The 14,205-nt window shown below is 41.5% G+C and carries 16 protein-coding genes; 2 read left to right on the forward strand and 14 right to left on the reverse strand.

Going from position 1 to position 14,205, the window contains the following annotated elements:
* Nucleotides 1-3: 3 nt before the first annotated feature.
* A protein-coding gene (prfB, locus tag D1B33_RS03355) for a peptide chain release factor 2 (protein WP_199677350.1) occupies nucleotides 4-1,108 on the reverse strand; the annotation gives its coding sequence in 2 pieces (ribosomal slippage) (nucleotides 4-1,035 and nucleotides 1,037-1,108; 1,104 coding nt in all).
* Between the two features lie 282 nt (nucleotides 1,109-1,390).
* Nucleotides 1,391-3,895 (reverse strand): preprotein translocase subunit SecA, encoded by a 2,505-nt coding sequence (secA, locus tag D1B33_RS03360; RefSeq protein WP_118875210.1) that lies wholly within the window; start codon nucleotides 3,893-3,895, stop codon nucleotides 1,391-1,393.
* A 235-nt stretch (nucleotides 3,896-4,130) separates the two neighbouring features.
* Between secA and D1B33_RS03365 the strand changes: the two genes are divergently transcribed.
* Nucleotides 4,131-4,556: a VOC family protein gene (locus D1B33_RS03365; protein ID WP_118874910.1), complete on the forward strand. Its 426-nt coding sequence runs from the start codon at nucleotides 4,131-4,133 to the stop codon at nucleotides 4,554-4,556.
* A gap of 65 nt (nucleotides 4,557-4,621) precedes the next feature.
* Here D1B33_RS03365 and D1B33_RS03370 read toward each other — a convergent pair whose 3' ends face one another.
* Nucleotides 4,622-4,924 carry a hypothetical protein gene (locus D1B33_RS03370; RefSeq protein WP_118874911.1) on the reverse strand — a complete coding sequence of 101 codons (303 nt, stop codon included), beginning with the start codon at nucleotides 4,922-4,924 and terminating at the stop codon, nucleotides 4,622-4,624.
* Nucleotides 4,917-5,126, reverse strand: a complete 210-nt coding sequence (locus D1B33_RS03375; RefSeq protein WP_118874912.1) for a helix-turn-helix transcriptional regulator — start codon at nucleotides 5,124-5,126, stop codon at nucleotides 4,917-4,919. Before D1B33_RS03375 ends, D1B33_RS03370 begins: the two co-directional genes overlap by 8 nt.
* A 166-nt stretch (nucleotides 5,127-5,292) precedes the next feature.
* Between D1B33_RS03375 and D1B33_RS03380 the strand changes: the two genes are divergently transcribed.
* A complete protein-coding gene (locus D1B33_RS03380) occupies nucleotides 5,293-6,186 on the forward strand; it encodes a DMT family transporter (protein ID WP_233549367.1) in 894 nt (297 codons plus the stop codon).
* A gap of 133 nt (nucleotides 6,187-6,319) precedes the next feature.
* Here the strand turns inward: D1B33_RS03380 and D1B33_RS03385 are convergent, their stop codons facing one another.
* From D1B33_RS03385 to D1B33_RS03430, 10 genes are all read right to left on the reverse strand, one after another.
* Complete coding sequence (locus tag D1B33_RS03385; protein WP_118874913.1) at nucleotides 6,320-6,952, reverse strand: Rv3654c family TadE-like protein; 633 nt, start codon at nucleotides 6,950-6,952, stop codon at nucleotides 6,320-6,322.
* A complete protein-coding gene (locus D1B33_RS03390) occupies nucleotides 6,949-7,347 on the reverse strand; it encodes a TadE/TadG family type IV pilus assembly protein (RefSeq protein ID WP_118874914.1) in 399 nt (132 codons plus the stop codon). Before D1B33_RS03390 ends, D1B33_RS03385 begins: the two co-directional genes overlap by 4 nt.
* Nucleotides 7,348-7,415: 68 nt before the next feature.
* A complete protein-coding gene (locus D1B33_RS03395) occupies nucleotides 7,416-8,015 on the reverse strand; it encodes a hypothetical protein (protein ID WP_118874915.1) in 600 nt (199 codons plus the stop codon).
* A gap of 84 nt (nucleotides 8,016-8,099) precedes the next feature.
* Nucleotides 8,100-8,702, reverse strand: a complete 603-nt coding sequence (locus D1B33_RS03400) for a hypothetical protein (RefSeq protein ID WP_118874916.1) — start codon at nucleotides 8,700-8,702, stop codon at nucleotides 8,100-8,102.
* A 14-nt stretch (nucleotides 8,703-8,716) separates the two neighbouring features.
* Nucleotides 8,717-9,169, reverse strand: coding sequence for a hypothetical protein (locus D1B33_RS03405; RefSeq protein WP_118874917.1), 453 nt, complete (start codon nucleotides 9,167-9,169; stop codon nucleotides 8,717-8,719).
* A 35-nt stretch (nucleotides 9,170-9,204) separates the two neighbouring features.
* Nucleotides 9,205-9,795, reverse strand: a complete 591-nt coding sequence (locus D1B33_RS03410) for a hypothetical protein (RefSeq protein ID WP_118874918.1) — start codon at nucleotides 9,793-9,795, stop codon at nucleotides 9,205-9,207.
* A gap of 102 nt (nucleotides 9,796-9,897) precedes the next feature.
* Entirely contained in the window at nucleotides 9,898-10,557 is a 660-nt protein-coding gene (locus D1B33_RS03415; protein WP_118874919.1) for a hypothetical protein, read from the reverse strand.
* Complete coding sequence (locus D1B33_RS03420) at nucleotides 10,554-10,928, reverse strand: hypothetical protein (RefSeq protein ID WP_147370373.1); 375 nt, start codon at nucleotides 10,926-10,928, stop codon at nucleotides 10,554-10,556. Before D1B33_RS03420 ends, D1B33_RS03415 begins: the two co-directional genes overlap by 4 nt.
* 51 nt (nucleotides 10,929-10,979) lie before the next feature.
* The gene (locus D1B33_RS03425; protein WP_118874921.1) at nucleotides 10,980-12,551 is read right to left on the reverse strand and encodes an ICP22 family protein; all 1,572 of its coding nucleotides are present in this window, start codon (nucleotides 12,549-12,551) and stop codon (nucleotides 10,980-10,982) included.
* 126 nt (nucleotides 12,552-12,677) lie between these two features.
* Nucleotides 12,678-14,051 carry a vWA domain-containing protein gene (locus D1B33_RS03430; protein WP_233549368.1) on the reverse strand — a complete coding sequence of 458 codons (1,374 nt, stop codon included), beginning with the start codon at nucleotides 14,049-14,051 and terminating at the stop codon, nucleotides 12,678-12,680.
* Nucleotides 14,052-14,205: the final 154 nt, after the last annotated feature.

Here is a 14,205-nt window from a genome sequence, read left to right on the forward strand (position 1 = left end):
CAATTATTGTCCGATACGGGAACGAAGATAAGCATTGATGAAACCGTCCAAATCACCATCCATAACCCCTTGGACGTTCCCTGTTTCAAAGTTTGTACGATGGTCTTTTACCATTGAATACGGATGGAATACATAGGAACGAATTTGAGATCCCCAGCCGATTTCCTTTTGCTCGCCGCGAATGGCATCCAGTTGCGCTTGTTGTTTTTCAATTTCAAGCTGATACAATTTTGCTTTCAGCATGTTCATGGCTTTTTCGCGGTTTTTAATTTGTGAACGTTCGGCCTGGCAGGATACTACGACACCTGTCGGGATATGCGTAATGCGCACCGCCGAATCGGTTGTATTGATATGCTGACCACCGGCACCAGTGGCACGATACGTATCGATTTTCAAATCCTCTGAACGCACATCAATCTCGATTTCATTATTGAATTCGGGCATGATTTCACACGAAACAAAGGAAGTATGGCGTCGCCCGGCAGAGTCAAATGGTGAAATACGCACCAAACGATGAACCCCTTTTTCAGCCTTCAAATAGCCATACGCATTATGCCCCTGAATTAACAGCGTCACGGATTTTATTCCCGCTTCATCGCCGGGAAGATAGTCCATGGTTTCCACTTTAAAGCCATGATGCTCCGCCCAGCGCGTGTACATGCGCAAAAGCATGGAACCCCAATCCTGTGATTCCGTACCGCCCGCACCCGGATGCAGCTCCAGGATGGCGTTGTTTTTGTCATAAGGTTCACTAAGCAGCATTTGAAGCTCAAAGCCGTCCATCTTGCTTTGGAAATCAGCCAATTCATCGCCTAATTCCGCTTGCAGCTCCTCATCCGGCTCTTCTTTTAAAAGCTCCAGTGTCATTTCCAAGTTTTCCTGTGTTTCCACAAGGTCTTTAAACTCATTCACAATCGCTTTTAACCCATTCGCCTCGTTAATGACCGTTTGCGCGGCGTTTTGGTCATTCCAGAAATCGGGCATTAACATCATTTCATCCAATTCCTGAATCCGGGCTTCCTTGTTTTCTAAGTCAAAGAGACCCCCTGAAGTCCGCCAATTTCGAGGCTGTAGTTTCCAATGTATTTCTTGCATCTGATAATTCAATCATGATTAAATCCTCCGTACTTTAAAATTAAAGATTGGGAACCGCATGTTCATCATACGGTTCCCACGCTTTTTCTAGTATAAAAAAATTAATTTCTGCCAGTTTGAACAATGTCTAGCTCCAGCGCCCAGCCCCTCGAGGTCGCTTCGGTCCCTCGGTCGAAAGCGGTAAAGATTCGGGCCATCAGTGCTTAAGGCTCACAGGATGTGAGTCATGACGGCAATGCGACAGGACGTCGCGTTATTGCCGTCGCGGGGCTGAGCAGGGCGCTTGCGCTTTTTCTTATTCTGCACCGTGGCAGTTTTTAAACTTTTTCCCGCTGCCGCAAGGACATAAATCATTTCGACCGATGTTTTCCGCTTTGCGAACAGGCTGCTTTTTCTTTGGTGCCGCTTCTTCTTTCGGATTTACGGCTTGTCCCTTTGCCACTTCTTCACGTTCCAAGTTATTGCGGATTTGTGCTTTCATCGCAAATCTCGTAACATCTTCACGAATGGAAGCAATCATCTCTTCAAACATGGCAAATCCTTCTTGCTCATACTCGCGCAACGGATCGGTCTGGCCATAAGCACGCAGGTGAATCCCTTGACGCAGCTGGTCCATTGCATCAATATGGTCAATCCATTTAGAATCAATCGAGCGAAGCAAGATGACTTTCTCAAATTCACGCATGCGTTCAGGCGTTAATTCTGCTTCTTTTTCATCGTAACGTTTTTGAACTTCCGCATTGATAAATACGATCATTTCTTCCGGCGTCTTGCCTTCAAGGTCGCTTGCCGTAATGGCGCCTTCTTCTAATAGGCTAGCCTGGATATAATCTTCAAGCGCTTTTAGGTTCCAATCTTTTTGATCGCCCTGTGTATGAATCCCCACAATGTTTTCGATGGACTCTTGGATCATCGCTTCCACAAGGGCACGCATATTTTCCGTTTCCAGCACATCTCGGCGTTCTTTATAGATTACTTCACGCTGTTGGCGAAGCACGTCATCATATTGCAGTAAACGTTTACGCGCATCAAAGTTATTCCCCTCCACGCGTTTTTGCGCAGATTCCACTGCTTTTGAAACCATTCCCGATTGGATTGGCTGTTCGTCATCCATGCCAAGCCGCGTCATCATGGCTTTCATTTTATCGGAACCAAAACGGCGCATTAACTCATCTTCAAGGGATAAGTAGAATTGCGTTACCCCCGGGTCCCCTTGACGACCGGAACGACCGCGCAGCTGGTTATCGATACGTCGGGATTCATGGCGTTCAGTACCAATTACGGCCAAACCGCCAAGTTCAAGGACGCCTTCACCAAGTTTAATATCCGTACCACGGCCAGCCATGTTCGTAGCAATCGTAACGGCGCCTTTATTTCCGGCATTGGCAATAATTTCGGCTTCGCGCTCATGGTTTTTCGCATTTAAAACGTTATGCGGAATTTTATATTTATCCAATAATTTAGAGATAACTTCTGACGTTTCAATGGCAACTGTCCCCACCAAAACAGGCTGTCCAATTTTGTGGCGCTCTGCAATCTCTCTTGCAACGGCATTGAATTTTCCGTTCATTGTCGAGAAAATAAGATCCGGTCTGTCGTCACGCGCAATTGGCTTATTCGTCGGAATGACCACAACCTGCATATTGTAAATATTGCGGAATTCCTCTTCTTCCGTTTTGGCTGTACCTGTCATACCGGAAAGCTTCTCATACATACGGAAATAGTTCTGGAAAGTAATTGTCGCCATGGTCATGGATTCATTTTGAATTTCCACGCCTTCTTTGGCTTCGATTGCTTGGTGAAGACCATCCGAATAGCGGCGGCCTTTCATCAAACGGCCAGTAAAGCCGTCAACAATCACGATTTCGCCGTCCTGCACCACATAATCCACATCGCGATGCATGGAAACATGCGCTTTTAGGGATTGATTGATTGCATGCAACAGCAGAACATGCGATAAATCAAATAAGTTGTCGATGCCGAATGCTTTTTCCGCTTTCGCAATGCCGCTTTCTGTCAACGAAACCCCTTTTGTTGATTCATCGTATGTGTAATCTTCGTCCAGCTTCAACATACGGACAAACATGTTAGATTGAACGTAAAGCTTCGCCGATTTTCCGGCTTGGCCCGAAATGATCAACGGCGTACGCGCTTCATCGATCAAGATGGAGTCAACTTCATCAATAACGGCAAAGTGAAGAGGTCGCTGAACGCGGTCTTCTTTATAAACCACCATGTTATCGCGCAAATAGTCAAAACCAAGCTCATTGTTCGTACTGTATGTAATATCCGCTGCATAAGCCTGGCGTTTTTCTTCTTTTGTTAAGCTATTTAAATTCAGCCCTACTGACAAACCAAGGAAATTATACAGTTCACCCATTTCAGTCGCATCACGGGTAACAAGATATTCATTGACCGTGACCACATGGACGCCTTTTCCGGTAATCGCGTTTAAATAAACCGCCATTGTCGCAGTCAACGTTTTCCCTTCACCGGTTTTCATCTCGGCAATGTTGCCTTCGTTCAATGTGGCAGCCCCCATGATTTGCACGCGATATGGATACATCCCCAGCACACGGCGCGCAGCTTCACGACAAACCGCAAAAGCTTCCGGAAGCAGCTGGTCAACCGTTTCGCCATTTTGGTAACGCTCTTTAAACTCGATAGTTTTTTCTTTTAAATCTTCGTCCTTCAGCTGTTCCATTTGTGAAGCAAATGCTTCCACTTTGTCTGCTATTTTATTTAATTTTTTTACTTCTCGTTTATTCAAATCAAAAATTTTATTTAAAATGTTTGCCATGGATTTTTTCACTTCCCATATAGTCTCGATTTCCATTTTATCATTTCCTGTAGAGCAGGTGCAAATTCCCTCCTTGTATTTAGCCCTTTTAAGAAAAATAGAGTCGTTAGAGCTAGAAAAAATTCAAGGCAAATTCGACTCACTTGATGCATAATGAGGAAGTAGTGTGTATATTTGGACTTTGAATAAGTAAAAATGACACAGTAAAATAAAAAAATCAAGAGGAGTGTTTTCAATGGGAATTGAAGTCTATTTTGTGTTTAACGGGAATTGTCGCGAAGCTGCAGAGTTTTATGCGGATGTATTCCAAACGGAAAAGCCGAAAATTATGACGTTCGGCGAAGGAAACGATGATCCAAACTTTAAAATCCCTGAAGAAGCGAAAAACCTGGTAATGCATACAAGACTGGACATTCTGGGTAGCCGCGTCATGTTCTCTGATAATTGGCCAGGTTCCCCTTATACAGTCGGAAACAATATCACGCTGGCAGTCATAACAGAAGATGAAGCAATCATCCGTTCCGCTTTTGATCGACTAAAAGAAGGCGGAGAAGTAAAAATGGAGCTGCAGGAGACATTCTGGAGCAAATGCTACGGTTCGGTAAAAGACAAGTTTGGTGTGGAATGGCAATTAAGCTTGGATAGCGGTGAACAGTTTTAAATCTTCAAAAGCCTTTGTTTCAAGAACCCTTTGAAACGAAGGCTTTTTTGGTCCATCATTCTATTTCAATTTTTCCCATTTGCAATCGCAGCCCCAATAGCATAGGAAAGCATATGACCAATATAAATAACGGTTATGAGCCAAAATGCGATCAGTGAATGAAAAATAACAAGCGATAAAAACCAAGCGACAAAGATGACACCCAGCGAACCGAACCAACTATAAGAGCGGGCTAAATGATCATTGTAAACAAATCGTTCATCGTATTGCTTTTTCTTTTTCATGAATTTTCTAGGGAAATAAAAAGTACTAACTAAAACAACAGCAAGCCCAATCCAAAATAACAGCGCCACCCAGAAATTATCCATTCTGCTCTCCCTCCTCAAAAATAAAAATGTCTTCAATTTTCATATCAAATAATTTAGCAATGTTATAGGCAAGGACAATCGACGGATTATATCGTTCCTTTTCCAAAGAAATAATCGTCTGCCTGGAGACTTCCAGCCTATCTGCTAGTTCATCTTGTGTGAAATTATGTTTTTGCCTTAACTCTTTAATGCGATTTTGCAAGTTTCATCACCCACCTGAATGTAAAGCTTCCTTTACGTAAAGCTTACTTTACAGTCCATTTTATGTCAAGCTAACTTTACATGCTACCCAATCTATTCTTTCGGCATATATTAGAATTATGAATTACACGATTACCTAGAATCATAAGCAGAGAGTAGGTTGATTCGTGGGGAATGAAGGCTCAAAGTTTACTTCCTATCTATTGCTCGCATTGCTGATCGTTATTTGGGGTGTGAGTTGGCCAATCTACAAAAACGGCGTCAACTTTATGCCTCCCCTGTTATTTGCAGGGATCCGGGCGTTTATTGGGGGAATCATTTTACTTTTCATCGCATGGAAAAATCGTTATCGCCTTCACTTTACAAGTTACTGGCGGTATTATCTTATTTCCGCTGCATTGAACATCATTCTCTATTTAGGAATCCAAACTGTTGGGCTCATTTATTTACCTGGTGGCTTATTTTCCGTTTTGGTCTATTTCCAGCCGGTATTGCTGGGCATCCTTGCCTGGTGGTTTTTGGGGGAAAACATGACCATTCTCAAGATTATCGGCCTGATCCTTGGATTTGCCGGCATCTCTTTAGTCAGCATTGATGGGCTGATGATTCATCTATCCGTCATTGGAGTGGCACTCGCCTTAGCCACTGCCTTTGTCTGGGCGAGCGGGGTTGTGTATGTAAAGAAAAATAAAACAAAAGTGGATTCGTATTGGATGGTGGTGATGCAGCTTGTCATCGGAGGGGCTGTGTTATTATCGGCAGGATTGGTCACGGAAGACATGGGTGCCATCACATGGAATGCTGCGCTGATTTCCAGTTTGGTTTGGGGAGCAACTGCGGGAATGGCCATCGCTCAAATTCTCTATTACAAACTAATGAATGAAGGAGAAGCAAGTAAAGTGGGGGCTTTTACCTTCATCGTTCCCATTTTATCCGTCTTCATCAGCGCCATCTTTTTAGACGAACCCATTACGGTGAACTTATTTTACGGAATAATCTTGGTAGGCGTTAGTATTTATCTAGTCAATTATCAGCGAAAACAAAAAGAATTGCAGGCATAAATCCGCCACTTTTGACTAATATCCGCCAGATTTTATATTATATCCGCCAAAACTATCAATTTATCCGCCAAACTCTAGTTTCACACAAAAAACAAAACGCTCCAAAGCAGATCTACATTCTTTGGAGCGTTCACTAGTTCAATATATATTTCAAATATGATAACTCTGGCCCATAGCCTTTTTGAGGAATATCTTTCGAAAACTTCTTCATCATTTCCCCATCTGCAATCGAATCAAATGTCGCATCGGTCTTTACTTCCACACGGTAGCGCTCGGGGGAAATAAAAATCTCCAAGTGTTCGTCATTTCCTCCGTTCTCCCGAATGACCTGTCTCACCGTATCGTAAATGCTTGTACTGATCATGGGATTGTTTTGGAATCGCAAATCGAATAAATCCTTTAATACTGGATCGCTGAAGCTTACAGGCAATATTTCATTTAACGCTTTTATGTATGCTTCCTGCTCACTATAATCATTTGCCATTAAATTTTCTTGGTGCTTTTCAATAATATTCCATAACGGTTCGTATCCAGCTCCATGTGTTTCCGCCATCACATCGTCAAATTCTTTAATTACTTCTTCCGTTACAAACAGAATTTCGCTTGTCGCAGCAAAAGCGCCGAGTTGGGCAGCGGTGGACGATTGTTGTTTAACGGCGTAGACCCGCGCAATATTCACGATGATTACGGTAAGAACAATCATAACCGTCGTTAACCATAACAAATAGATTGCGGCACTTCCCTTTTCATTCTTTACAACCTTCATGGGACAAGCACCTTGCCTGTTGCCGTCGAATTAATCGGGATCAGCGCCGAATTTGCAATAGCATCCGGCAGAAAGACCAATGGGTGATTGGCGGTAATCTTTATTTCAAATAAATCTGAATTTCCCGCTACACTTTGAATGGCAAATTGGTGTTCCCGCAAAAGGGAAGACCCGCCAATCGACTTTTCAATGACCTCTTTTGTTTCAAAATAATCTTCCGACACTGCATAAACCTGCGCCGCATCCGACGCCGCAGCCTTCAGACTGATGACCGCATACCCCGACGCCACCACTTGCCAGAGAAGCAGAAAAAGCAAAAAGTATAGCGGTAGAATGCCCAGAAACTCAATTGAAAGGGAACCTCTTTCATTTTTCAATATGTTCTTATTTATCATTCGCTTTCACCTTATCTCTTCTGAATTTCATTTATTCCCAAGTCCTCACTCTAGCCAACCTTAAGATTTCATTTAACCCACAAACCATTCTTTGTAAAACCTTGATAAGACAAGGATTGAAAGAAGAAGGCGAACCAGCACCCCAATACATATAAAGAAATTCCACCCACATACGTAACAAACCAGTCGCCAACAATATCCGTTATCGTCCGGACAACAATAATGTTGCCTCCTCCTGCGATTAATCCCGCGAAGACAGGAATTAGATAAAAAACTAAGCCATACTTCCTTCTCTCTTTTTCATCTGGGGGGAACACAAGCGGAACCTCCCGTTTTTGATCATAGATGGCAAGACCAATACAAATACAGAAGATGATAAATAATACTATTTGCATCCAGAACTTCCCATTCAATGCCTTTAAAAGAGGAAAAGTAAAGAAAAGACAAAACGCCAACATATTAAATAGGATTACTATTCTTGAAGCATTTTGGCGCTTTTTCTTTTTAAAGATTGATAACAATACAATATAACTCATTATGTTGACAGCGAAAACTGCCATAATCATGACATTAAACGTAGATTGAACATTGGGCATATAAATGGCAAGGAGAGCAGTAACAAAAGGCAGGAAAAAGGATCCTACAGCTGCTTTATGTACATTTACCATAAACTCCCCCCAATTTACTTTTTCCCTCAATACCTTTACTCGCAAGACCCCAGGGATAATGATTTTCTTAATTCAACAATCCTCTTACTGGTATTTTCGCTGTCTTAATTCTTCCACCCTCTCTGGTGTTGCCAGCATGATCGGTGAGAGCATGAGTATAAAGAAGCCTATGAAAAATAATATGATGGCAACCGGAATGAATGGACCTGTCTCGGTTGCATTCATGTAAGCCCATAAAATTCCGCCCAAAAGAAAAACTGTTACTCCAAAAATTGATATCAGTTTGAAAAACCAAGAATCCCCTGGATTTACAAATGCATTTGTTACCGCATCGTATTTATAAATTAAAAACCCTGTTAAGGCGACGGTTACTAGCAATAATAGCCAGAAAAAGCTAGACGAATAAAGGCCTCTAAAAGCAGGAAGCATCATATATAGAGCAAATCCAAACAACATGACAAACGAATGAAGTGAATGATATCGTTTGCTATCGCTTTTGTGATAAACCCAAATCACATAGTTCACAAGCGCCAAAACAATCGCTATGCCAATATTGATACATAGCCATAGTAAGATATGCTCTGGTGGAATAAGACTAAACATGGCACCAAATACGAGTTGAAGAATTAGCGTAATAAATATTCTATTATTGGAAAAAGTCACAACATCCGTCTTCTTTTTTCCCAAAACATCCTCCCCCTTTAAGACTGCTTCGAAGTTGAATGTAGTTGGTTTAATTTGAACTGAATATAAAAAACATGGAAGAAGAACAGCAAGTATTTATTTAAAACGAGATCCGTTTCCTCTTCCAGGCTTTCTCTTAATCTGAAAATCGAATAGTAGAGCAAGCCAATAAAGCAAAAGTTAAACAGAATTTCGTAGGATTCCAGATTTGCCATACCATAGTCGCTTATGGCCAAACCTCCAAAGAAGTGAATAAACAAAAAGAAAAATGAAATAACGGTAAACCATCGCCACAAGCCAAAATGAATAGTAGGTTTATAGGCAAAGTATTGTATACTATCCCGATTTCTAAAAAACCATATCCCTATGTACGCACCCATCGTGATAAACGACAAAACAAACATGACAAGGAGATTTAATTTTTTGAAATCTACACTAAACTGATTTTCATTGATGAATGATTTATTCACTGAATCTCCCCCTTAAAGCTGATACTCTATTGCTATTATTGTTGTTTTAATTCTTTTATCTGTTCTCGAGTTGCTAACAAAGCTGGCGCAACCATCAACAAAAACAAACCGATAAAATAGAAAATAATCGCAACAACGAAGAATGAACCACCATCAAAAGCGAGAATATAAGCCCACATTACGGCTCCAATGATTAAAACCGTTGCCATGTAATAGAACAACAGACCTTTAAACCATGATTCCCGGGGATTTACGAGCGCCCTAGTGATGAATTCTCGTTTTAAAAATAAAACGCAAGTGAGTCCAATCGTAATGGCAAGCAATATCCAAAAGAAAACAGTGGGATAGAGTGCCTTAAAAGCGGGAGACATGGCATAATATACCCCACCCATGATCATGACGAATGAATGCAGGGAAAAATAACGTTTGCTATCATGCTTGTGGAAAATCCAAAGAATTAAGTTCAGAATGGCTAATACGATGGCGATTCCCATATTAATCATAAACCACTCCAACACGTTTTCTTCCGGCATAAGACTAACAATACTTCCGATTACTACATGTACAAATAACGTGATAAAGATATAATTTTCTTTAAACGTGACCGATTCTATTTCTTCTTTCATACTTCCATTCCTTTCTGCGCTAGCTATCTTGTTAAGTTTAAATTGGAATTCAAACAGATGAAAGAAAAATGGCTAATCCTAACGAATGGACATTTGAAAAATTTAATCCATTAGTGGATGATTTAATTCCTTCCGAAACCGCAATGTTAAATAAATATAAATAAATGGGAACACCAACACATTCAATAAAACGCGAATCATTAAAAAAGCAAAAATATTGTTTTCATATTGCGACATAAAGAGCATCATGGCTCCCCAACAACCAATGTTGATACTAAAAATAATAAGAAGTTCCCCAATCAACGCAATATTTTCCCTTACAATAGTCTGAAAAGTTTGCTTAAATACTGATTTGACATTTCTCCCTTCTGAAAAGAAGGGAAAAATAAGCAAAAAGACAATCGCAATGAAGGTTGGGATAAATAAAAGATACATACCCATTACCGCGATAAAATAAAAAATCGATGTAAGAATAAAGAGAATCCCAAATTGCTTGATAAAATAGAGTATTCCTTCCATTGGATGGATGGTATCGTCCTGTTTATAAGCAATCACCATTTTCATAAAAGGCGGAATGCAAACAATAAAATTGAGGACAATTGCCAAAACAGAAAAAATTGCTGGTACTATTGCTTCTTGGGAGATATTCACGTAAATCATGCCAAGGAAAGAGATTGTGGTTACGGGGAAAATAATGGCCAATGACCAAACTAGAATTTGACTCCAATTTCGATTATAAATATCCAAGATATCTCGTATCACTGGAGCGCACCTTCTCTCTTTTTACGGAACAAGTCTGTTCCGCAGGCAAATAGAAGACTTACAATAACTGCATAAGATAAGCTTCTTGCAATTCCCTCCGGATCTGCAAAAACTAAAATATTAAACACAAAATGAGAAAGCAAAAAACTAATAAATGCAATCATAATGGCTCCTAAATAAGCAGCCGTATAAGGTGTTTCGGGATTCCACTTCGCTGCAAAAAGCCCAACACTTCCATAGGTGAGAATAGTTTGAATCAACAAGAATAGTCCGTAACTTTCCATGGGAATAAAACTTAATAGAAAAGAAATGACAATCGTCAACAAAATACTAACCCCTATTGCCTGAAAAAACTTCATTGTATTAAACAAGATCTCACCTACTAACTTAAAGATTGGATTGCCCCAAAAGGAGCAATCCGATTAGCCAAACCCAAATAACTTCTTGGCACCGTTGAGGAGTCCTTGCGATTTTTCAACAGCAGAGGACCATGCTTTACTTGCTTGTTTTGCACCCCAAGAATAAGCATCACTCACTTTGCCACTAATATTTTTTTTAAGGTCTCGACCTCTACGTGTTCCATTAACGGCCCAAGCCGAACCTAATCCGACAAGCAATCCGAAGCCTGCACCGACCATCGTACCGACGCCCGGAACGAATGAACCAGCCATTGCACCGGTTACAGCACTTGATATGATAGTGGATGCCACTGTAGTTCCTGCACCTATGGCAACGTCTACCGTCATGTCAGCGTAAAAATCAGGAGACTTAAGGAAACCTTTCCCATGCTTATCGACATTTCCTAATGCTGTGGCTGCAATACTAACCGGGCCCCCTAGCTTTGCCAAGTTTGATTTTGTCCAGAAATTCTTTTTGGAAAAGATATTATAGCCTTCATTCAAACTGGATTTAAGGTTTTTCCCGATCATCCCCATAGCATCTTTTCTTGTTTGAGCCAAATTCTTGCTATCAAAAAAGCTCGATACCTTGTATTGCTCTACCTTATAGGATTCGAACCTGCCAGCCGGCAAATAACGCTGTGTGTCACCTATATTGTATTTCTTGTAATTATGATAAAAGTAATTCATTACCGGATCTTTTATGCTTGATTTCCCTAGCAAGTTATACTTTCCATCAGGTAGCGCTTCAAAATCAAACCCGGCATAAGTTGCAGTCGCTCCTTCTAAAAACGGTTTAATAAAAGCTATTCCATATTGTTCGGTATCTTTTAAAGTTTGCGATATGGTACCCCATATACTATTTTCTTTATTTGTTGAATCGATAAATACGTTCCATAGCGATGGAACATCTTCGCTTTTCGCTGTATTGCCATTATTGTTACCTGTTGGGCCTTCACCACCAGTTGGTCCTTCGCCTCCGGTTGGGCCTTCGCCGCCAGCTGGACCTTGACCACTGTTTGGTCCCTCGCCTCCGGTAGTTACTTGGCCGCCAGATGGTCCTTCTCCGCCACTAGCCGCTTGACCTCCAGACGGTCCTTCCCCGCCAGTAGCCGCTTGGCCGCCAGATGGTCCTTCACCTCCGGCAGCCGCTTGACCTCCAGATGGCCCTTCACCGCCATTCACCGATTGGCCTCCTGTCGGTCCTTCACCTCCGTTCACCGATTGGCCACTTGACGGAACATCTCCGCCAGTAATCGCTTCTCCCGTTTGCAAAGGATTATTAATCGGCAATGAACCCGCTACATTGGGGATGATAAATTGACCGCTGTTATTCTGATATGGAGGAATAATCGGCTGCCCGGAAGTTGCAGCATCTCCCCCCTGCAACACGGTTCCATCATTGTAAGCTTCCCCGCCTTGAACCGGATCACCGGGGATAATAAACTGACCACCCGTGATGGGCTGGCCTCCGGTAATTGCTTCTCCCGGCGTAATCGGTTGACCTGGCTTGATGAAAAAAGCCATACTTAAACCCGGCAATACCGACCAGGTAAAGACAAAAGCAATCATGAAACTAGCCAAAAATTTTCTCAATTAATCCCACCTCACTTTCGAATAAATACCACATCGGTATATTTGAGGCGCACATTTTCTCGAACGAATGTATCCGCCTTATGTATTCTCCATTCAGTCCGGGGCTTGTACCCCGACCAAAGATAGTTAAGGTGTGTCAGCTGTGTTTGAAAGATATTTCTCTTCCAATTGTTTAATTGCTTCCGCATGATTCAAATCATTGATTCCTTCTAATTCATCTCGTAATTTGTCATACTCTTGTTCAATCCAATCATGATATTCTCGATTCTTTTCTTTTAAATAATCATGGGATTCCTTGGACATTTTGTCTCTTTGTTGATACAAATATGTCAGTGTAAAACCTATATTCTGCCGCTCATTGACCCATTTTCCATACTGCTGGCTGTGATAGACGAATATATCGAGGTAATTATCTGTTTGTTGTAAATTAATCGATCCCTCTTCCCTCGTTTTCCATTGCTTCCACTTAAACGCAATATCATTTGCTTTCCTTAATTCTTCTTCAAGACCCTGTGCATCTGTTACATTTTCATAGCTTCCTTCCGTAACATCCGCAATTTCCTGTAATTGTTTTTGCGCTTCTTGATCGACATTAAATCCGATTACATTGACAATCGGTGTAATATCCGAGTCATATAAGGTCTTTGCCGCTTCAATTGGGTCATCTTCACAAGTGGAAATGCCGTCACTCACCAAATAGATAATATTTGTGTTCTTGTCGCCTTTAAAAGCAGCTAAATCTTTTTGCGCCTCGTTTAGTGCATAGCCAATTGGCGTCCAGCCAGCCGGAGTCGCTTTTTTTAGCGCCTCGTTGAAAGCAGCTTCATCATAAGGACTAATCGGATAAATCAATTCACTACTCTTACAAGAAAGCGCTTGATCCCCGACTTTTCCCGTTCCTTCATGTCCATAAATGCGTAAGCCAACATTCGCTTCCTCAGGCAAGGCTTTCACAAATTCATTAATGGCATTTTTGGCTGCATCCATGCGCGTACCAGAACCTTCAGGATTCGCCATACTCCCTGAAGCATCTAAAATAATAGTCACATTCATATTTTCTTTAAATTGGTAGCGTGGATCTTCTATATCCGGGTCCCCTATCGCTTGATACTTTAATTGTTCAATCAAATCACCAGGACCCTCATAATCTTCCTGAAATACAGAAAGGATGGCTTCATAATAACGATCCAGCTCTTCTGTTGTCGGATTGCCCGAAATATCGGGAAGATTTTTTGTTAACTCATCTGTCGCCTGTTTTCCTTCATCTTCCAAAGTATTAAGATATTCGGTGTGCCCTTTCGGTAAGTCTTCCAGTTCCTCCAGAGATGTTGGAAGAGGAGGTCCAACGATTACGTCATCTGCAGCTTCTTTCTCTTCTGAAATTTCTTCAGATGGATTTTCTGTTTGTGCCGTTACTTCTTCTTTATCTGCATCTTCTTGGCTGCATCCGACAAGGAAGGCCATTAGCAAAGCTACAAGGAAGTAATGTCGTATATGCAAATTTTTCAACTCCTATCCGTTGGCTACTAACCTACTATTCTAGAATTTTATTGGTCGAGGGTTAACCTGGTGTTACCGCTTCCCCCAATATGATCATTGCCTGACTACTGGGAGAGAATGCTGTTCAGAAGAACATGGATGCAACTTTGAAAAG

It is taken from the genome of Ureibacillus yapensis, from assembly GCF_003515775.1.
Lineage (GTDB): Bacteria > Bacillota > Bacilli > Bacillales_A > Planococcaceae > Ureibacillus > Ureibacillus yapensis.